This window comes from Xenorhabdus budapestensis, assembly GCF_002632465.1.
GTDB classification, from domain to species: Bacteria; Pseudomonadota; Gammaproteobacteria; order Enterobacterales; family Enterobacteriaceae; genus Xenorhabdus; species Xenorhabdus budapestensis.
The window spans coordinates 200,941-220,834 of sequence record NZ_NIBS01000002.1 but is presented as its reverse complement, the minus strand read 5'-3'; the positions used below and the strand labels follow the sequence as shown (position 1 = coordinate 220,834).

Below are 19,894 nucleotides of genomic sequence, written 5' to 3'. Positions count from 1 at the left end.
AAACATAGTTTCCATTCGTAAAAACTCAGAAGAATATTTATATAAATTAAGAACAGTTTGTTTATTAGATAAACAGGAAATATCGAACGATCAGTAGGAAAATATTAATGATTGTTAATTTGATGATATCAGCTGAATCTTCTGTGTTGGTTTTTTGTTAATTTCAAAATGTTAAATATATTAACTCAGATGGTTAATACTGTGTTGATGATTAACTTTTTGTAAAACAAGGATATTATGAGAACGCTATCATGTAGCACAATTCATGAAAACATAAATTTGTAAATAAAATTTGAATATAAAGTTGCTGTTTTGCATAAAAATAAGTTGAATTTTTTACTAAAACAGTATAAATATATATAAAGTGCGAGTTTGATCCCATTTTTTTCCAAATAGAAGATGAAAAGAGTGTGATATTGTAATTTTTATTTTAACTTTTTATTTACTTTTTTGTTGGGTGGTTATTCGGTTTTGACGAATCGATAGCCTACAGTTGGTGGTTAGATGTATTAATGTTGTTTCTGATAGGAATAATACGTGAATAATATCCAACTTTCGGTAGTACACAGACTGCCGCAAAGTTATCGGTGGTCATCTGGCTTTGTTGGTACAAGAGTTGAAATCTTGCCAGAGGAAGATACAGAGACAGATACAGGGAATAGCCTGATGGGGCTGAAATTGTTAAGCCATGAAGGCGAACATGCATGGAATATTTTGCATGATATAAATCAGTCTATTTCTGATATGCAGATAGTAAGTGCGGTGATTGAGTGGGAAGGTGAGCCATGTTTGTTTTTTGCTCGAGAGGATGAAAGTGCTGTGATATGTCGGCTCAAGACATTAGGTGCTGCAATTGCGGAAAATATCACCGCATTTTACCCGCTTTAATAAATAATAACCGGATAAAAAATGCTTCCTAATGGAAGCGTTTTTATATCTGCAAGGGAAAAGCAGGAAAAGGAAGTCAGGTTAAAGATTATATCGAGGCGTTAATGCTGTCTGATAAAATACGTCTGGCACCGTAATAACGCTTGCTCCAGTAGGTGTCATTTAATCTCGAAACAATGACTCCACTGCTGGTTGATGCATGTACAAATTGGTTATTCCCGATATAAATGCCAACGTGACGCCTATAAACACCTGTTTTGAAGAGAACCAAATCACCCGCTTTTAATTTTGAACGGCTGACTGTTTGGCCTATTTTCTGTTGCTCCGAGGTAGAGCGTGGTAATTCCATACTAAATTGATCATGAAAGGTGCGCTGGACAAAAGCTGAACAATCAATGCCACGTTTTGTACTTCCTCCAAGGCGATAGGCAACGCCTTTCCAATCCGCATATTGGTTCAGGAGCTTGGATTTAATATCCAAATTTTTAACCAAAGTTTCAAATTCATCCTGAGATGTTTGCAGTAGGAAATGCTTTTGGCCGTTCTGGCTATTTACTGCATGAGTTTCAGTTTTTTTGCCACGTATTTGGGAGTCTGGAGAACTACATGCGGTCAATGCCACTGCCGCGATAATTGCGGGGATTAACCGCAATATATATCTCACTATTGGTTGAGATTTGACCATTATATTGATTTTCCCTTGCAGTCCTTAATGTGACTTATCGCCATCATTAAAACATTAAACGTCTTAAAGACTAGTAGAATATGGCGAATTGACAAACTTTCTGTCCCTAAAGTGTGTGAAGTCACACATTTTATTAATATCTTTACAAAGCGATTATTTTAATAAAAGGACTCGCGGAAGAGTACAGAAGTTATGAGAAAAAAGCGAGAGATAAAAAGAGTTATTTACAAAAAATTAGATTATAAACTAAGAGGTTAGAATGATCTTGGTGATTTTACTCCTATTCGAGAAAAGTTGTGTGGTAATAGGGAGATAGATCACATCTCCCCACTAATATTATTTTAATGAGTACGGCCGATATGAGGTAATTTTTTATCTAGCCATGCAACCATAATGTCACTGAGTGGGGTCAATAACACCCAGCTCATTCCAATTAATGTGAGTGATAATGAACCGACAGCAATGTCTGTAAACCAATGAGCACCTGCCATGATACGGGGGAGGGCAAAAATGATCATAATCAGTAAAGCAATGAAGAACGCTCCGCGAGAAATATAGCGAAGAATAAAGCAACTAAAAATGAGTAGCATCAAACCATGATCCCCCGGAAAACTATCGCCGGAAGCATCTTTGGTATGCAAACTTGTCATTTCATTTACGCGGTTGACGTTTTCAAATGTTAATGTCGGGCTTGGACGGCTGACGGGGATCTGATGGCCGATCTGATTTATGATTACTGCTGTTATTAACATGACCAGACCAAGCATAAAAAGACGGCGTTTTCCTACATAGTCTTGTTTGCGAAATGCGCTGTAGTAAAGCAATCCCATACATAAGAGCGATATAACATCAAATGCCCTTACATTGACGATAGCAACAAATAATGCAAATTTTGAATTTGGCAGTAATTTTTCATTAAAATAATGAAAAATTGCAGAATCAATGTGAAACCAAAAGCCGTGATTCTCAGGTAAATACCATGAGAGAAACAAGGCGATACCGAGCAAATTGAGTATAAGTATAGCGAGTGGATGGCTACGGGTCATGGGTTACCTATCTTAACGCGAAAATGGATTTTTGTAGTCAAATTGGTTGATGATGCACTATAGCAAAATTTACAGAAAAGGGTAATCGCCCAACGGTAGAGTATGTAATCAGCAGAAGTATCTATTCATCATCTTTCAAGTTGTAACTTTGTTGCTCTTTACAGCTATTTTTATGGCTATATGCATTCATATTATTTATTAGTTATCATCAATGTTATTATCATATAAATAATTATGAGCTATCGTAAAAATAGCTAAATCATTAATGCAGTACTGATAATATATATTTGGTACAATTATTGGGCACTGACTATTATTAAATAGATAAAGGTTGATTTTTTCATATCCTAATTTGATAGTATATTATGTCGAATTGTGGTTGTGATAAATAAAATATATAAAGAAATTGTTTCATTTTCCGTTATATCGTTATATAGATAGCTGGTCGTTAAACCATTATCTGGTTTTGAGATTGGCATGGGGTTAAAACCGAAAAAAGGTAATGATACCTGTCGTGGAGGTTAACTGCTTATGTTACGAAATATGATCGTTTTTCTGTTTATATTTTTATTTTATCCTGCGATGGCCCATTACCCTCTGGATTTTAAATCTGGCATTCTTCAATCTTATAATGCTATTGCTGATCCCTCTTGTCAGCGAACATTTTCTTGCATATCTAATTTAAAGATTATAATGATTAATTTTAAACTTTATTTATGATTTAACTCAAATAATGGTTTTTTATAACAGAATTTTAGATTAATTAATAAAATTAGCATCAATTTTTGGCTGTAAATTCACCTTTGATATAAATCAATAAAAGGTATTAATGTCGTATTCTTTTTACATGAAATATTTATTATGGAGTTTGAAGGAGTAAAAGGTAACTGAGTTTTGGTTAATGGAAAAACGAAAGTGAGGTGACCATGCAAGATTATTTTAAACTATTAATTAGCTGTTTGTTGTTTTCATGGATTTCTTATGGATATGCACAATCTACAAGTGGGCAGATACAATTTTCAGGCTCTATTGTTGATCCGGGATGTCAAGTTGTTGTATCAAACACTCAGGCTAATATTTCCTGCTATCGATTAGGAAAAAACATCACCATAAAGCAAATTGTTTCAATGTACAAAACAAAAAAAACAGGAGATGTCATACTTCCCGGAAATATAGGTGTTTCCAGAGTGAAGTGGGCAGATAATAAAAAACGTTTGGCGATCATTCATGTGGATTACTTTTAATTTAAATTGGTAAGAAGTTGCTCTTTTATCGAATAAGAAAAGAGCAACTTATATATAGAGGGTATAGAAACTACAGAATTAATCGCAACGTCCCATATAGCGGCGTTCTGCAATATGAATACGAATTTTTTCTCCTGAACTGAGATATTCAGGAACTTGGATCGTGAGCCCTGTACTCATTCTGGCCGGTTTTGTACGGGCACTTGCTGATGCACCTTTAATGCCCGGTGCGGTTTCTTCAATAATCATATCGACAGTTTGTGGTAATTCCAGAGCCAGTAATTGGCCATCCATCGTCATAACTTGCATTCCCGGCAGACCTTCATCTGGGATGAACAAAAGTTCTTCTTCAATTTGCTCTTTCTTAAAGTGATAAGGGGTGAAGTCCTCGTCATCCATGAAGATATATTCGTCACCATCAATATATGAGAAGCTGACACTGCGGCGGATTAATGTAATTGTTTCAAGAATATCATCACCTTTGAAACGTTCTTCCACTTTCTGACCAGTGCGAATATCAGTAAAACGCATCTTATACAGTGTGCTGGCACCACGTGCGCTGGGTGATTGAATATCGATTTCTTTGACTAATAATAACTTTCCGTTGTGGCTGATTGCGGCTCCGCGTTTAATTTCATTGGCTTTAGCCATAAATACCGTCCGTAAAAACAGGATAATAGTGGAATGAATGTTAAGGTGGCGACAAAATTACTCGCAGTCAGTGGATTAGGCAAGAGATGAATGAAAACCCCGGTTAAAATACCAGGGCAGAGGGAAACTAAAAGTTAGCGGTAGGCAGGTAACAGATCAAATAAAGAGAGAATATGAACTACCGCATTTATTAAACCAAACAGGATAATAAATGCTATCAGGAAGTTACCACCGGGGGTACGATAGCTGGCTTGTGGATAACGCTGGCGGCTGGCCCGGGCCATAAGTGCTGGTACGATAACAGCCCAAATAGTTGCTGCCAACCCTGCAAAACCAATCGCATACAGGAAACCATTTGGATAGAGTAATGCCAGTACAGTAGGTGGAATAAATGTTACTAAAGCAGTTTTTAAACGGCCTGTATTACTGTCATTGAATCCGAAAAAGTCAGCCAGATAATCAAATAAACCGAGAGATACACCTAAAAATGAGCTGGATAATGCCATATATGAAAAGGCATTCAATAGTTGATTTATTGTTGCATTGTCGGATGTACTATCCATTTGGTTCAGTAAGTCACTTACGTTACCGCCATCAGCAATAATCTGTTTGAATGCTACACGGGGAATATTTCCCTGAATGGCATACTGCCACAAAATGTAGATAGTCAGTGCAATCAAAGAGCCATAGAACAAACTGCGTGCGATGGCTTTGACATCTTTATTATAGTATTTCACTAATCCTGGAACGTTGCCATGATAACCAAATGACGTCAGCAAATATGGCAGAGCCATTAAAGCATAAGGTAAGTAACTGGTTTCAGTATTCGCATGATCAAACAAAATAGCAGATTTAACTTCCGTAAACATACTTCCCACTGACATGATAAATGTGATTATCATGCCACCAATCAAAATAGTGCTTAAGCGATCGACTGCTTTGGTTGATAACCAAACAATAAAGGCAACAATAAATGAGAAAATAAGACCTGTCCCTGTTTGTGACAAGGGAATGATGTCTTTCATGTTACGCAGAATAATTGAGCCACCGGCTGAAATATAGGCGTAAGTCAGAATATATAAAACAAAGGTAATAGATAACCCAGTGAGTATATTCCAGCCTTTCCCCAGTAAATCTTTTGTAATGGTGTGGAAGCTGGCTCCACTGGGGTAATTCATGTTGGCTTCCAAAATCATCAGACTGGAGAAATAGATACAAACCCAGGTGTATACCAGCAAAATTATCGATCCTGCAAACCATACGCCAGAGGTGACAATGGGAATGGAGAACATACCTGCACCGACGGCAGTGCCAGCAATGATCATAGCTCCACCTAATATGGAGGGGCGTTTTAAATTTTGCGTTACCTCAATGGTCATATAGACTCCTGATGAATCAGTGTTACCTTGTACTAGCTCGACGATACATTAATGAATGATGTGTGTAAACAGTTAATTATGAGACTGTACAAGTAGCTGTTGTCTTATTCTGTATACATTGATAGAGAATCAATTTATTAAACAGATAAATAGAATTTTTTCGCTTGCCACAGTTTAATGGCGGTACGACTGGCTTCGAAATGGGGTTCAGGAAGATTATTGGGGTCGCACCAAATTAATTGGTCACATTTTTCCGGCTCTATTAAATGAGGCTCTCCACCGGAATGATGAGCCAGTAAACAGACAGAAACCGTATGTTTTCCTTCATCATGATAGGTCTGGATATTATTGCAAATCCCATAAACCTGAGGATTTTGAATTGTTAGCCCGATTTCTTCTTGAATTTCCCGAATAGCACACTCTTCAAAAGTTTCACCAGGATCAACATGGCCACCGAATATTGACCAGAATGGGGCGTGTTTTCCTATCCGTTTTCCCAGTAAAACTTCCCCTTTATTATTAATGATGATGACACCAACTCCTACAACAACTGACATGCGTTATTCCTTTGTTTGTGAACTATCCACGTTGTGGAAGAGAAATTTCAAATTAGTTGTGGTGGTTTTCTTCGTCATTTGCCAAAAAATTTTCTGTCGGGCGTATTTTTACTCTTGGATCGAGATAACACAATGATCCATCTAATAGCAATTTTAACTGAAACGATTCAATTTTGATGTTATAAATAATAGAGGAATTTTAATATGACTTATGATTATTTATTCAGGAGAAACTAGGCAAGATGAGCCGTCGAGTTGCCACAATAACTTTAAATCCAGCTTATGATTTAGTTGGCCTGTGTCCAGATATTGTTAAGGGAACCGTTAATCGCGTCAAGACAGCAGGGCTGCATGCTGCCGGTAAAGGGAATAACGTTGCGAAGGTACTGCGCGATTTAGGTATTGATGTCACAGTCAGCGGTTTTCTGGGAAAAGAAAATCAGGAAGGTTTTCAACATTTTTTCAATGAAAACCAAATGAACAACCGTTTCCACTTAGTTTCTGGCAGAACACGTATCAATGTGAAACTGACAGAAAAATATGGTGATGTAACGGATTTTAATTTTTCTGGTTTCCATGTAACAGAAGAGGAGTGGAATCAATTCATTGATGATTCTCTTTCATGGCTGGGGCAGTTTGATATGGTTGTGGTTAGTGGCAGCTTGCCGGAAGGTGTTTCTCCAGAGTCTTTTACGGACTGGATGAAACGATTACAGCAATGTTGCCCTTGTATTATCTTTGACAGCAGCCGGGAAGCATTTGTGGCTGGGCTTAAGGCAACTCCCTGGTTGGTAAAACCCAATCGTCATGAATTAGAAATTTGGGCGGGTAAACCTCTGCCTGATTTAGATAGCATAATTGATGCGGCTCATGCATTGCGTCATAAAGGGATTGCGCATGTTGTTATTTCATTAGGAGAGCAGGGAGCATTATGGGTTAATGCTTCTGGTGCATGGCTGGCAAAACCACCATATTGTGAAGTGATCAGTACGGTTGGTGCGGGAGATTCTATGGTTGGTGGGTTGGTTTATGGTTTATTGATGCGTGAATCCAGTGAACATACATTGCGTTTGGCGACCGCTGTCTCTGCACTGACGGTTAGCCAGCCGAATGTAGGGATCAGAAGCCGAACTGAATTGGCATCAATGATGTCAAGGATCCAGCTGACTTCTGTCAGGTAATCAAATTTGCTGTGATTTTAACCAGGCAATTTCTTGATCCCAAATATCTGGATTGATCGTTTCAAGTACCATCGGAATGTCATTGAAACGGTTATCTTTCATAATATAGCTGAAAGGTGTTTTACCAATGTTACCTTCACCAAGGCTGTGATGGCGGTCAACACGGCTGGAGAATTCGCTTTTGGCATCATTAAGGTGCATAGCTCGCAGATATTTGAATCCCACAATTTCATCGAATGCTTTAAATATGGAATTACAATCTTTCTCTGTACGCAAATCATAACCTGCTGCAAAAGCGTGGCAGGTATCAATGCAAACACCGACCCGGCTTTTATCTTCGACACCCTCAATAATGGCAGCTAACTGCTCAAATTTAAAACCAAGATTGGTTCCTTGCCCGGCAGTATTTTCAATCACAGCCGTCACACCTTGTGTTTTGTCTAACACAATATTGATAGATTCCGCAATGCGGGCAAGGCACTTATCAATATCAATTTTATTAAGATGACTGCCGGGGTGAAAATTAAGTAAATCAATACCTAACAGTTCACAACGCTTCATTTCATCAAGAAATGCAGCGCGGGATTTTTCCAGCCCTTCTGCTTCAGGGTGTCCCAGATTAATTAGATAACTGTCATGAGGAAGAATTTGTCGGCTGCCGTAGCCGTAGTGCTCACAATTAGCTTTAAATTTATCAATCACTTCTGTTGATAAAGGAGGGGCATTCCATTGGCGTTGATTTTTTGTGAACAGTGCAAAAGCGGTTGCTTTTAATTCATGAGCTCGAATTACAGCTTGATCAACACCACCAGCAGCGCTCACATGGGCTCCAACAAATTTCATATTTTTCTCCTGTTTTGTTTCATTAATTATGCATTGTTCTTGTTGTTAATGAAATTCTGTAAGGCATGAGCCCAAACAGTAACGCAGCACCTGAAATGTAAAGCCGAACGTTTGGGCAAATAATGTTAACCAAATAAATGATGAATGCTTTTATTGATGATTAGTCCTCCAACCATCAACCAGATAAACAAAAGAAAGGCTAACAAAATAGGTTTAGTGCCAGCTTGACGAATTGCACTGACATGGGTTGTTAATCCTAAAGCAACCATAGCCATTGTTAGCATGATAGTATCAACAATAATGATATAGCTGACAATGGACGCAGGTAATAACTGAAGAGAGTTGAAACCTGCTGTAACGATAAAAAATACCGCAAACCATGGGATGGTAATTGACGCTTTTCCATGATCGTTGGCACAGTTTTTAGCCTCTGTACGACTAATATAACCAGAAAGTAGTAACAAAAAGGGAGCCAGCATCATGACGCGGATCATTTTGCTGATAACGGCCGTATTTTCAGCATCATTTCCTTGTGTATGACCAACAGCAACGACTTGGGCAATTTCATGAATGGTAGAGCCGGAAAACATGCCAAATTCTGTTTGAGAAAAAGAGAACCACTGATGTTGGATGTTAATTTGATAAAACCAGGGATAAATAAAGATGGCAAGTGTGCCGAATATCACAACTGTAGAAATGGCAACGGCGACGTTGTCGGAAGAGGCCTTGACGACAGTTTCAGTAGCCATAACCGCAGCGGCACCACAAATGCTGCTTCCTGCGCCAATCAGCATGACTGTCTGACTATCCATTCTGAAAAAAACGTGCCCAAGCCATAACGCAATAAAAAAAGTGGAGGATAGCATAATAACATCAATCAATATGCCTGTTACTCCAACATCGGTGATTTGCTGGAATGTTAATCGAAAGCCATAAAGAATAATACCTGCTCTCAACAGATAGTGTTTGGCGAAATGGATCCCTTTGCCACAAGTTGATTTTAATGAAGGATATAGCGTATTTCCGACAATAATCCCCAGTAGAATTGCGATGGTCAAAACACTGAGTCCCAGATTGGTAAACCATGGGATCTGGCTCAGATAAGCGGCAATTGTTGTCAGTATTACAGTTAATACAAATCCGGGAATGAAATGTAGTGCAAGGTGACGGAGAGCTGTGCCAGTTGCATCAATTTTACTTTCAGACATTATTGCCACTCGTATTACTTATGTATTTTAGAACTAAGCATATAGCAAATAATTTAATTATTAAAATTTATTATTTTTATATATTTAACCAGTAAATTGGATTAATTAAAGGCGACTTTTGTTAAGTTGCGTAATAGTGTCTAAAATCAAGATTATCTTATCATTTTATTTTTTGCTTCCCGCGAGGCCATATGCGTATCACTCTGAGACAGCTGGAGATTTTTGCAGAAGTTCTGAAAAGTGGTTCAACGACACAGGCTTCTCAACAATTAGCGTTATCACAATCTGCGGTAAGTGCTTCATTAACAGATCTTGAAGGGCAGTTGGGTGTACAGCTTTTTGACAGAGTAGGAAAACGACTGGTTACTAATGAACATGGTCGTTTGCTCTACCCTAAAGCATTGGCACTGCTTGAACAGGCTGGTGAGGTGGAGCAGCTTTTCAAATTGGATTTGGGAGCACTGCGACTGGCAGCCAGTAGCACGATTGGTAACTATATGTTGCCTGAAATGCTGGCGAAATACCGTCGGGATTATCCTGATACACCATTGGAGTTGAATATCAGCAACACTGAAGATGTTATAAAGTCGGTTGTGGAATTCCGGGTCGATTTGGGCTTGATTGAAGGATTGTGTCACAATCCTGAATTAATTAGTCAACCGTGGATGAAAGATGAACTGATTATTTTCGCTTCACCAGGAAGCCCACTGGCGAACGCTAATTTGACGGTGGAAGATCTGATTAAGGCCCCCTGGATATTAAGAGAGAAAGGTTCAGGAACAAGGGAAGTTCTCGACCATCTTTTGTTCTCACAGATGCCTCGGTTCAATATTGCAATGGAATTAGGCAATTCGGAAGCCATCAAACATGCCGTTCAGTATGGAATGGGAATTAGCTGTTTGTCGCGTCGGGTTATTCGGGAACAGGTACAGAATGGCACATTGATTGAATTAATGATACCGGGGCTACAACTTTATCGTACGCTTTATCTGATTTATCACCGACAGAAACACATGTCTAATGCATTACAAAAATTATTGAGCTACTGTCATTAGCATCAATTTAATGCCATATGGAATGACATATAATCGTGTAGCTTATAATTGGCGGCTGATCATGAAGGTATCTTATAACCGCCAATCGCCGCTATTCTGGAGACGAAGATTTGTTACAATCCTGCACTAAAAATTATTCTCGATGATATAGGAATAGAATGTCTCAAGAACAAAGCACGCCACGGGATCAGGCTCCAAAAACCTTGCGCCGTGAATTAAAAGCACGACATATGGCGATGATTGCCATTGGTGGATCAATTGGCACAGGATTGTTTGTTGCTTCTGGAGCGACCATTTCGAAAGCTGGCCCAGGTGGAGCCTTGCTTTCATATGCACTGATCGGCCTGATGGTCTATTTTCTGATGACCAGCTTGGGCGAATTGGCTGCTTACATGCCGGTATCAGGGTCGTTTTCTACCTATGGTTCCAATTATGTTGATGAAGGCTTTGGTTTCGCATTAGGGTGGAACTATTGGTACAACTGGGCTGTTACGATAGCAGTTGACCTTGTTGCCGCTCAATTGGTGATGGGATATTGGTTCCCGGATGCACCGGGCTGGATATGGAGTGCTTTATTCCTTAGCTTGATTTTCCTGTTGAACTTTATTTCAGTTAAAGGGTTCGGAGAATCGGAATATTGGTTCTCCCTAATCAAAGTTTCTACAGTTATTGTTTTCATTGTTGTCGGCATTCTGATGATTGTCGGTATCATGAAAGGCGCCGAAGGAGCTGGCTGGCATAACTGGGCTATTGGTGATGCACCGTTTGCTGGTGGATTTGCGGCCATGATTGGGGTGGCAATGATTGTTGGTTTCTCGTTTCAGGGGACTGAACTTATTGGTATCACAGCAGGGGAATCAAAAGATCCCGCGAAAAACATTCCCCGTGCTGTACGTAAAGTATTCTGGCGTATCTTATTATTTTATGTGTTTGCCATTTTAATTATCAGCTTAATTATTCCTTATACAGATCCGAGTTTGTTACGTAATGGTGTGAAGGACATTAGTGTCAGCCCATTCACATTGGTATTTGAAAATGCGGGGTTATTATCAGCAGCAGCCGTGATGAACGCAGTAATCTTAACCGCTGTACTATCTGCGGGAAACTCGGGAATGTACGCTTCTACCCGCATGTTGTTCACATTAGCACGAGAAGGTAAGGCACCTAAGGTTTTTGGTCATCTGTCAAAAGGCGGTGTTCCACGTAACGCGCTTTATGCTACAACCGTGGTGGCGGGATTATGTTTTCTCAGCTCAATGTTTGGCAACCAGACGGTATATTTGTGGTTGTTGAATACCTCGGGTATGACAGGTTTTATTGCATGGCTTGGTATTGCGATTAGTCACTATCGTTTCCGTAAGGGTTATATTGCTCAAGGGCGAGATCTCAATGAACTGCCATATCGCTCCGGCTTTTTCCCTATCGGGCCGATTTTTGCATTTATCCTGTGTCTGTTGATCACATTGGGCCAGAACTATCAGGCATTCCTGCAAGATACTATAGACTGGTATGGTGTTACGGCGACTTATATCGGTATGCCATTATTCTTAATTATTTGGTTTAGTTACAAGCTGAAAAAGAAAACGCGTTTTGTCAAATACAGCGAGATGGAATTTCCATCATTAAAGAATACAAATTATGAATAAATTGTTAATGGAAAATCGATAGAATGATGCTTTTTTATTAATATATTATTATTTGTATTTTATAAAAAACTGCCTGTTCTGTGATGGAATTTGCAGTTTTTATTTTTTATAGAATTAAAGCAAAATTATAACAATTAAATTTCGGTTATATCGATTCAATTGAATTGATAATTATTCTTATTTGCTTTATTGTTAACAGCAAAATTATTGCATGAAGAGGCTAACTAAAGTGAAGTTTGGATTTCAAACAATCGTGAAAGGCGTGAGTATCAGTCTATTGGCAAGCTCTGCGATGATGACAAGTTTTGCATCTTGGGCTGAAACAGTCACGGATGTTGCTGGACGTACTGTAGAAGTGCCTGAAAAAGTCAATCGTATCTTGTTGGGTGAAGGTCGTTTATTCCACGCAATCGCATTATTAGAAGGAGATAAACCTCTGGCTCGTATCGCGGGTTGGCAGGGGGATTTCCGTAAACTTGACCCACAAACTTACTCTATCTATAAAGCCAAATTCCCTGAAATTGACAATATTCCTCTGATAGGTAACACCAGTGCTGATAGTGTCAGTTCTGAAAAAGTGCTGACGTTGAATCCTGATGTGGCTATCTTCGGTTTGTCTGGTCATGGCCTAGGCAAAAACAGTGAATTGGTTAAACAATTAGAAAAAGCAGGTACTCCTGTTGTTTTTGTTGATTTTCGCAACAATCCACTGAAAAACACACTACCGAGTATTCGTATGTTAGGTAAGGTGCTGCACCGCGAGGAACAAGCGAATGCTTACGCTGATTTTTATGAAAAAAATCAGAAACTGGTAACTGATATTACTGACCGTATACCAGCAGAGCAAAAACCTTCTGTATTTATTGATCTGAAAGCAGGTTCTATCGAAGATTGCTGTGGTACGGCAGGCAATGGCAACATGGGGAACTTTATTGATCTGGCTGGCGGTAAAAATATCGCTAAAGATGTTCTGCCAACTCCGCTGGGTACAATGAATCTGGAAAAAGTGATTGCTGTTGATCCTTATATTTACATCGCCAGTGGTGCGCAAGATCCCGGTGAGAAGGGCGAAGGTATCCAGATGGGCGCTCAAACTTCCGTAGATATTGCCCGCGCTGGTTTGAAATCCATCACTGAACGCAGAGGCATTAATAACCTGACCGCAGTGAAAGAAGGTCGTACCCATGCTATCTGGCACCATTACTATAATTCGCCTTATAACGTTGTAGTTACCCAAGTTTTTGCTAAGTGGTTCTATCCTGAAAAATTTGCTGATTTAGATCCACATCAAACATTAAAAGAACTTCATTCTAAATTCTTAGCTATTGAACCAGCAGGCACATATTGGGTCAGTGAGAAATAAGCAGTAACAGGTAATAAAAATGAGCGTCACTACCGAGCCTATGCCAATGGTGAAACAACAAGGTGAGTATGATATCAAAGCACACTATCGTCACATTCTGCATCGACGTATTGCATGGATTTTGTTGATAGTTTTGGTTATCTGCATCTCTTTAGTATTGGACTTTACAATGGGGCCATCAGGGTTATCTTTATCTGCTCTCTGGCAGACACTGATTTCGCCGGAGAGTATGGATGCAGGAACCCGGGTAATTGTCTGGGATATCCGATTACCTTATGCCTTGATGGCGGTAGTGGTTGGCTTGTCTCTGGGGCTGGCGGGAGCTGAAATGCAGACCATTCTGAATAATCCGTTGGCCAGCCCATTTACATTGGGCGTTTCCAATGCCGCTTCTTTTGGTGCGGCATTGGCAATCGTATTGGGTATTGGTATTCCGGGAATACCTGATCAGTGGCTTATCTCTGCAAATGCTTTTATTTTTGCTCTGTTGGCTGCTTTGATGCTTGATGGTATTACACGTTGGACAAAAGTTGCCACTTCTGGCGTGGTGCTATTTGGTATTGCAATGGTATTTACCTTCGATGCGCTGGTTTCTATGATGCAGTTTATTGCGACGGAAGATACCTTGCAGGGGCTGGTTTTCTGGACAATGGGCAGTCTTTCAAAGGCAACATGGGGCAAACTGGGTATTTTGCTGCTGGTATTCCTGATGCTTATGCCTGTTTCTATGATGAATTCCTGGAAACTGACCGCTTTGCGTCTAGGGGAAGATCGGGCAATTAGTTTTGGTATTAATATCCGCCGTCTCCGGTTGGGAACTTTATTGCGTATTAGTATACTGACCGCACTGGCGGTGGCGTTTGTCGGGCCGATTGCGTTTATTGGCCTGATTGCTCCCCATATTGCCAAACTGATGTTTGGTGAAGATCACCGCTTCTATTTGCCAGCGAGTGCTCTGATTGGTGCACTGGTACTATCAATGGCGTCTATTGCGTCCAAGAATTTGATCCCAGGTGTCATCATACCCGTGGGAATTGTGACGTCTTTGGTTGGTGTTCCTTTCTTCTTGAGCATCGTGTTACGCCATAGGGGGAGTGTATGAATCAGGGATTGAAAATCAGTCGCTTCACGGCGGGTTACCCAAAGCATCCTGTTATTGAAAATTTGGATGTAAACCCACTACCGCGTGGGAAAATTACGGTATTACTCGGGCCTAATGGTAGCGGAAAATCAACGTTATTGCGTTCACTGGCGGGTTTAAATAAAGCCAATGGTGCTCTGCTGCTGGATGGGCAGGATTTAATGCAGATGGATTTTTCCCAACGTGCCCAGAACGTAGTTTATTTGCCTCAATCATTGCCTGCGGGGGTCCATCTGCATGTGCTGGAATCTGTGATTGTTGCTCAACGGGCATCAGGTGATGTCAGCAGTGATCAGTGTGAACAAGAAGTCATGGAATTGCTACGTCAACTTGGAATTGAGCATTTGGCTTTAAGTTATTTGGATCAATTATCCGGTGGACAAAAACAACTGGTTGGTTTAGCTCAATCATTGATAAGAAAGCCGACACTATTATTATTAGATGAACCATTAAGTGCGCTGGATTTAAATTACCAGTATCACGTTATGGATTTAGTCGCACGTGAAACGCGTCGCCGTAATATTATTACAGTCATTGTTGTGCACGATATTAATATTGCTCTGCGTCATGGTGACCATATATTAATGTTGAAAAAAGGTGAATTAATTTCTGAAGGTTCACCTGAACAGGTAATAACACCGGACAGTCTGGCTCAAGTATATGGTGTTAAAGGCCGGATAGAACGTTGTTCTCAGGGAATACCTCAAGTATTAATTGATGGCCTCGTAATGGATTTGGCTGGTTAGAATAATAAAAAGAATAAGTTGTTTTATTTAAATTGAAGAGTAAATAAAAAATAACACTGGTGGGGATAAATTCTTATCCCTGCACGTTGAGTTTATGTCGATTATCCAAATTAAATAGTTTTATTCTACAACTTGGAGAATCGGGAATGGTTGTTTTTGCAAAGAAAAAAATCGTCTTGGGCATTATTGTTACTGTTTCATCTGTTTCAGCCAGCGCTGTTTTGACTGCTAATGCGGCTAATAATGGCGAAGATAAAATTATTGTTACCACTGCTGCGGGTTTTCAGCAAAAAATTGAAGATGCGCCAGCCTCTATTTCAGTGGTTAGTCGTAAACAGTTGGAAACTAAAGCTTACCGTGACGTGACGGATGCATTGAAAGATGTTCCGGGAGTAGTAGTTACGGGTGGTGGTGGTAGCAGTGATATCAGTATTCGTGGTATGTCGTCACAATATACAATGATTCTGATTGATGGTAAGCGTGTTGACACCCGCAGCACTCGTCCAAACAGTGATGGGTCAGGTATTGAACAGGGATGGCTACCACCGTTGGCATCAATTGAACGTGTTGAAGTTGTACGTGGGCCAATGTCTTCCCTTTATGGCTCCGATGCAATGGGCGGGGTTATCAATATTATTACTCGGAAGGTTCATAAAGAGTGGAATGGCAGCCTACATGCAGATACTACCCTGACTGAACGTACAAAATCAGGTAATAGCTACCAAACCAGCGCTTATGTTGCAGGACCGTTAATTGATGGTTTACTGGGATTAAAGGTTACTGGCCTGTTTTCTCACCGTAATGAAGACAAATTTATTGATGGTTATAGAAAACAAGAAATGCGTAATGGTGCGGCAACTTTCTCTTTAACACCGGATGAGCAAAATAGTTTTGATTTTGAAGTCGGGCGTTATGAGCAAGATCGTGATGCAACAATTGGTAAGAGCCGAGTATGTACGATAAGATCTTGTGAAGATAATACCAGCCGTTATGCACGCAATAATTACTCGATAACACATAATGGTGTTTATAACTTTGGTACAATGACATCTTATATTCAGCGGGATGAATCGAAGAACCCTGAACGTGAGATGAAATTCGCAGATACTATTTTTAATAATCAAACCACATTTACCTTAGATGATCATACAGTAAGCGTAGGAGGGCAATATCGTTATGAAGACCTGCGCGATAATGGAAATAAATCGACGTCTGAAAAAAGTACAAATACAAATAAGCTAACTCGCTGGAGTTGGGCGTTGTTTGCTGAGGATGAATGGCAAATCATCAATGACTTCGCTCTGACGGGAGGTATTCGTCTAGATAAAGATCAACTTTTTGGTGCCCATATAACCCCTCGCTTATATGGAGTCTGGCGTGCTGATGAGCAATGGACAATTAAAGGTGGTGTCACTACAGGATATCGCTCACCTAATTTGCGACATGTTGCGCCTAATTGGTTGCAAGTGACGGGAGGGGGACGTAGCAATGGCGTGATCGAGAGTGATCCAAAACTGAAACCAGAAAAAAGCGTTAATGAAGAAATTAGCGTGATCTGGAACAACCAAAAAAACTTTAATGTAGGTGTCACAATCTTTAATACAAACTTTAAAGATAAAATCACTGAATTTAACATTTGTAGCAAAAAAGACAAATCACTTGTATCTTGTGAGTCAATTGGCAAGGGTGATTATGATTTTGTTAATGGAAGAATGAACGTTGGTAAAGCCAACATTCGTGGTATAGAGACGACCATAAATTGGGATATCATAGAAAATCTATCATTGGCAGCAAACTATACTTATTCCTATTCTAAGCAGAAAACGGGTAAGTTTAAGGGCCAACCATTGAATAAGATGCCAACACATATGGCTAATGCAACCCTAAACTGGCAAACATTGCCAGAAATGGAAACATGGGCTCGTATTAATTTCCGTGGGAAAACAAAGAATTTCCAGTACCGTTCATCAATAAGAAGTGGCACACCTTCTTATTCCTTTGTTGATCTGGGTATGACTTATAGTCTAACGAAAAATTTGAGAGTACTAAGTGGTGTTTATAACGTCTTTGATAAACGTGTGACGGATGAAATCCACGGTGCGACTCTTGACGGTCGCCGTTACAATATCGGCATTAATTATGACTTTTAATTAATATTTCGGTTTTGATTAATTAAAGTCATTATTATTAACGATTAAATGTAATATTAAATCTGTTCTTTATCGTAATTATGACTAAGAGCAGATTTTTTTGATATCATGCTTGTCATAATTAAATAGCAAATAATTTACTTCTGTGCTAAAAAATTATTAATCGCCAATCAAAGGATATGATGGCATTGAGTTTCTGAACTCCTTCAGTAAGAAGAGATTCCTGCGTACTCTTTTGTATTGTAAAAAATAATGAATTTTTAGTGTGATAGCCCTTGCTATTTCTGGACTTGAAGTGCAAAATGCGTCCACTAAAAATAACTGGTGTGTAATTATGCATCAGTTATTTTTTTTGCATTGAGTTATTTTTTACAACACCAAGAGGCCGGATATTCTCCGGATCGATACTGACCATAAGCAGCTACTAATGAAAAGAGCTGCTGTATTGAGGAACGCAAATATGGAGCAATTATTCGCTTTTGCACTTGTGCCAATTGGCGCTCGCTGCTGCAATGATGATTATGGGGCACGGCCCTCTGTCAGTTCGCTATCTTCCAACTCTTCTTTCTTTTCTGTTTATAGACAGATGCGAAGTCTACCCAGTAACTATCGATTAAGTCGTTGTAGTGATACCCAGATCGAAGTTATGGGAGGTTTCGCTCATGTCGCATAATACTACAGCCACTCTCGCTACTGTTCAGGCAAGTACCAACAATCGGGTTCAACTGAGAAGAACACTGACTTTATTTCAAGTAGTCATGATGGGGCTTGCCTATATGCAGCCGATGACTATCTTTGATACCTTTGGTATTGTTTCCAAATTGACGGATGGGCATGTCGCGACATCTTATGCTATCGCGCTGATTGCAATTTTATTTACAGCTTTGAGTTACGGGAAACTGGTAAAAAGATTCCCGTCAGCAGGTTCTGCCTACACTTACGTACAAAAATCAATGAATCCCCATCTTGGGTTTATGGTAGGTTGGTCATCTTTGCTAGATTATCTGCTTATGCCGATGATCAACATCCTGCTGGCAAAAATTTATCTTCAGGCTATTTTTCCTGGTATTGATCCTTGGGTCTTCGTGGTTGGTCTGTCGGTGTTAATGACCGTTTTCAACCTGAGTGGTATTAATGTTGTTGCTAATCTCAACGGTCTTATTGTCGTTGTTCAGATTGCCGTTATGGTTGTGTTTGTCGGCTTATTAATACACGGCATACATAGCGGTGAGGGTGCAGGAACACTATTTAGTGCCCGACCATTTACATCAGAAGAAGCGAAATTGATTCCAATGATTACCGGGGCAACGATACTTTGCTTCTCATTTCTTGGTTTTGATGGCATCACTTCTCTGTCTGAAGAAACACCTAATGCAGGCAAAGTGATCCCGAAAGCGATCTTCCTCACTGCGTTGATCGGTGGTGTTATCTTTATTGCTGTCTCCTATTTCTTACAGCTCTATTTCCCGGATGTTTCTCGGTTTAAAAACCCGAATGAATCTCAGCCAGAAATTATACTGTATGTTGCTGGTGCACTGTTCCAGGCCATTATCCTGGTATTCTCTTGTGTCACTGTAATGGCTTCTGGTATGGCAGCACATGCGGGTGTGGCTCGTTTACTTTATGTTATGGGGCGCGATGGTGTATTGCCAGAGAAAATATTTGCCTATATTCATCCGAAATGGCGCACACCTTCAATCAACGTTATCTTGGTTGGGATAGTTGCCTTATCAAGTGGATTTTTGAATTTGGTGGCGGCAACTGCGTTGATCAACTTCGGGGCATTGGTTGCATTTACTTTCGTAAACTTAGCAGTAATTTCGCAATTTTACGTTCGGGAGCGTCGTAACAATACTTTGAAAGACACTATCAACTTCCTTTTGTTGCCATTATGTGGTGCAGCCACAGTAGGGGTATTGTGGACAAATCTGGAAGCAAGCTCTATGGAGTTGGGCCTGATTTGGGCAGGGATCGGTCTGCTTTATATGTTCTTCCTGACTCGCAGCTTCCGGCAACCTATGCCACAATTCAGTGAATATGTATAAAATTCATTGCCATATTATTTTTACAAAACAGCACCTTTGAGTGCTGTTTTTTTTATCAATAACAAA

Annotated in this window: 18 protein-coding genes; 11 read left to right on the top strand and 7 right to left on the bottom strand. The window is 39.8% G+C overall.

Annotation, left to right across the window (positions count from 1 at the left end; genetic code table 11):
• The first annotated feature begins 537 nt into the window (after positions 1 to 537).
• Positions 538 to 888: a YejG family protein gene (locus Xbud_RS03710; protein ID WP_099134806.1), complete on the top strand. Its 351-nt coding sequence runs from the start codon at positions 538 to 540 to the stop codon at positions 886 to 888.
• An 88-nt stretch (positions 889 to 976) separates the two neighbouring features.
• On the opposite strand, the gene mepS is transcribed toward Xbud_RS03710, so the two are convergent.
• Complete coding sequence (gene mepS, locus Xbud_RS03705) at positions 977 to 1,573, bottom strand: bifunctional murein DD-endopeptidase/murein LD-carboxypeptidase (RefSeq protein ID WP_099134805.1); 597 nt, start codon at positions 1,571 to 1,573, stop codon at positions 977 to 979.
• A gap of 341 nt (positions 1,574 to 1,914) precedes the next feature.
• Positions 1,915 to 2,619, bottom strand: coding sequence for a phosphatase PAP2 family protein (locus Xbud_RS03700; RefSeq protein ID WP_099134804.1), 705 nt, complete (start codon positions 2,617 to 2,619; stop codon positions 1,915 to 1,917).
• Between the two features lie 926 nt (positions 2,620 to 3,545).
• Between Xbud_RS03700 and Xbud_RS03690 the strand changes: the two genes are divergently transcribed.
• Entirely contained in the window at positions 3,546 to 3,863 is a 318-nt protein-coding gene (locus tag Xbud_RS03690) for a type 1 fimbrial protein (RefSeq protein WP_099134802.1), read from the top strand.
• Positions 3,864 to 3,941: 78 nt separating this feature from the next.
• On the opposite strand, the gene yeiP is transcribed toward Xbud_RS03690, so the two are convergent.
• The 3 genes from yeiP to Xbud_RS03675 form a co-directional block, all read right to left on the bottom strand.
• Positions 3,942 to 4,514: an elongation factor P-like protein YeiP gene (yeiP, locus tag Xbud_RS03685; RefSeq protein ID WP_099134801.1), complete on the bottom strand. Its 573-nt coding sequence runs from the start codon at positions 4,512 to 4,514 to the stop codon at positions 3,942 to 3,944.
• A gap of 134 nt (positions 4,515 to 4,648) precedes the next feature.
• A complete protein-coding gene (gene mtr, locus Xbud_RS03680; protein WP_099134800.1) occupies positions 4,649 to 5,893 on the bottom strand; it encodes a tryptophan permease in 1,245 nt (414 codons plus the stop codon).
• Between the two features lie 137 nt (positions 5,894 to 6,030).
• Positions 6,031 to 6,450, bottom strand: a complete 420-nt coding sequence (locus Xbud_RS03675; protein ID WP_099134799.1) for a nucleotide triphosphate diphosphatase NUDT15 — start codon at positions 6,448 to 6,450, stop codon at positions 6,031 to 6,033.
• A gap of 242 nt (positions 6,451 to 6,692) precedes the next feature.
• Here Xbud_RS03675 and fruK point away from each other — a divergent pair, with 242 nt between their 5' ends.
• Entirely contained in the window at positions 6,693 to 7,631 is a 939-nt protein-coding gene (gene fruK / locus Xbud_RS03670; RefSeq protein ID WP_099134798.1) for a 1-phosphofructokinase, read from the top strand.
• On the opposite strand, the gene nfo is transcribed toward fruK, so the two are convergent.
• Positions 7,632 to 8,474 (bottom strand): deoxyribonuclease IV, encoded by an 843-nt coding sequence (nfo, locus tag Xbud_RS03665; protein ID WP_099134797.1) that lies wholly within the window; start codon positions 8,472 to 8,474, stop codon positions 7,632 to 7,634. It abuts the gene before it with no gap.
• 125 nt (positions 8,475 to 8,599) lie between these two features.
• Entirely contained in the window at positions 8,600 to 9,682 is a 1,083-nt protein-coding gene (locus Xbud_RS03660; protein ID WP_099134796.1) for a YeiH family protein, read from the bottom strand.
• Positions 9,683 to 9,873: 191 nt separating this feature from the next.
• Here Xbud_RS03660 and yieE point away from each other — a divergent pair, with 191 nt between their 5' ends.
• From yieE to Xbud_RS03620, 8 genes are all read left to right on the top strand, one after another.
• Complete coding sequence (gene yieE, locus Xbud_RS03655; RefSeq protein ID WP_099134795.1) at positions 9,874 to 10,737, top strand: DNA-binding transcriptional regulator YeiE; 864 nt, start codon at positions 9,874 to 9,876, stop codon at positions 10,735 to 10,737.
• Between the two features lie 158 nt (positions 10,738 to 10,895).
• Positions 10,896 to 12,383 (top strand): amino acid permease, encoded by a 1,488-nt coding sequence (locus Xbud_RS03650; protein ID WP_099134794.1) that lies wholly within the window; start codon positions 10,896 to 10,898, stop codon positions 12,381 to 12,383.
• A gap of 229 nt (positions 12,384 to 12,612) precedes the next feature.
• Positions 12,613 to 13,746 (top strand): ABC transporter substrate-binding protein, encoded by a 1,134-nt coding sequence (locus Xbud_RS03645; protein WP_099134793.1) that lies wholly within the window; start codon positions 12,613 to 12,615, stop codon positions 13,744 to 13,746.
• Between the two features lie 19 nt (positions 13,747 to 13,765).
• The gene (locus Xbud_RS03640; protein WP_099134792.1) at positions 13,766 to 14,848 is read left to right on the top strand and encodes a FecCD family ABC transporter permease; all 1,083 of its coding nucleotides are present in this window, start codon (positions 13,766 to 13,768) and stop codon (positions 14,846 to 14,848) included.
• Positions 14,845 to 15,633 (top strand): ABC transporter ATP-binding protein, encoded by a 789-nt coding sequence (locus tag Xbud_RS03635; RefSeq protein ID WP_099134791.1) that lies wholly within the window; start codon positions 14,845 to 14,847, stop codon positions 15,631 to 15,633. The genes Xbud_RS03640 and Xbud_RS03635 overlap by 4 nt, the downstream gene beginning before the upstream one ends.
• A 146-nt stretch (positions 15,634 to 15,779) precedes the next feature.
• Positions 15,780 to 17,783 (top strand): ligand-gated channel protein, encoded by a 2,004-nt coding sequence (locus Xbud_RS03630; protein WP_099134790.1) that lies wholly within the window; start codon positions 15,780 to 15,782, stop codon positions 17,781 to 17,783.
• 460 nt (positions 17,784 to 18,243) lie between these two features.
• Positions 18,244 to 18,456, top strand: a complete 213-nt coding sequence (locus Xbud_RS03625; RefSeq protein WP_099134789.1) for a hypothetical protein — start codon at positions 18,244 to 18,246, stop codon at positions 18,454 to 18,456.
• Positions 18,446 to 19,828, top strand: a complete 1,383-nt coding sequence (locus Xbud_RS03620) for an APC family permease (protein WP_099134788.1) — start codon at positions 18,446 to 18,448, stop codon at positions 19,826 to 19,828. Before Xbud_RS03625 ends, Xbud_RS03620 begins: the two co-directional genes overlap by 11 nt.
• Positions 19,829 to 19,894: the final 66 nt, after the last annotated feature.

Bases quoted from the DNA above. Each gene is read 5' to 3' on its own strand.
- Xbud_RS03630 (WP_099134790.1), top strand. From the start codon at position 15,780: ATGGTTGTTTTTGCAAAGAAAAAAATCGTCTTGGGCATTATTGTTACT.
- Xbud_RS03640 (WP_099134792.1), top strand. From the start codon at position 13,766: ATGAGCGTCACTACCGAGCCTATGCCAATGGTGAAACAACAAGGTGAG.
- fruK (WP_099134798.1), top strand. From the start codon at position 6,693: ATGAGCCGTCGAGTTGCCACAATAACTTTAAATCCAGCTTATGATTTA.
- mtr (WP_099134800.1), bottom strand. From the start codon at position 5,893: ATGACCATTGAGGTAACGCAAAATTTAAAACGCCCCTCCATATTAGGT.
- yieE (WP_099134795.1), top strand. From the start codon at position 9,874: ATGCGTATCACTCTGAGACAGCTGGAGATTTTTGCAGAAGTTCTGAAA.
- Xbud_RS03660 (WP_099134796.1), bottom strand. From the start codon at position 9,682: ATGTCTGAAAGTAAAATTGATGCAACTGGCACAGCTCTCCGTCACCTT.
- Xbud_RS03700 (WP_099134804.1), bottom strand. From the start codon at position 2,619: ATGACCCGTAGCCATCCACTCGCTATACTTATACTCAATTTGCTCGGT.
- Xbud_RS03650 (WP_099134794.1), top strand. From the start codon at position 10,896: ATGTCTCAAGAACAAAGCACGCCACGGGATCAGGCTCCAAAAACCTTG.
- yeiP (WP_099134801.1), bottom strand. From the start codon at position 4,514: ATGGCTAAAGCCAATGAAATTAAACGCGGAGCCGCAATCAGCCACAAC.
- nfo (WP_099134797.1), bottom strand. From the start codon at position 8,474: ATGAAATTTGTTGGAGCCCATGTGAGCGCTGCTGGTGGTGTTGATCAA.
- Xbud_RS03635 (WP_099134791.1), top strand. From the start codon at position 14,845: ATGAATCAGGGATTGAAAATCAGTCGCTTCACGGCGGGTTACCCAAAG.
- Xbud_RS03625 (WP_099134789.1), top strand. From the start codon at position 18,244: ATGGAGCAATTATTCGCTTTTGCACTTGTGCCAATTGGCGCTCGCTGC.
- Xbud_RS03690 (WP_099134802.1), top strand. From the start codon at position 3,546: ATGCAAGATTATTTTAAACTATTAATTAGCTGTTTGTTGTTTTCATGG.
- Xbud_RS03620 (WP_099134788.1), top strand. From the start codon at position 18,446: ATGTCGCATAATACTACAGCCACTCTCGCTACTGTTCAGGCAAGTACC.
- mepS (WP_099134805.1), bottom strand. From the start codon at position 1,573: ATGGTCAAATCTCAACCAATAGTGAGATATATATTGCGGTTAATCCCC.
- Xbud_RS03675 (WP_099134799.1), bottom strand. From the start codon at position 6,450: ATGTCAGTTGTTGTAGGAGTTGGTGTCATCATCATTAATAATAAAGGG.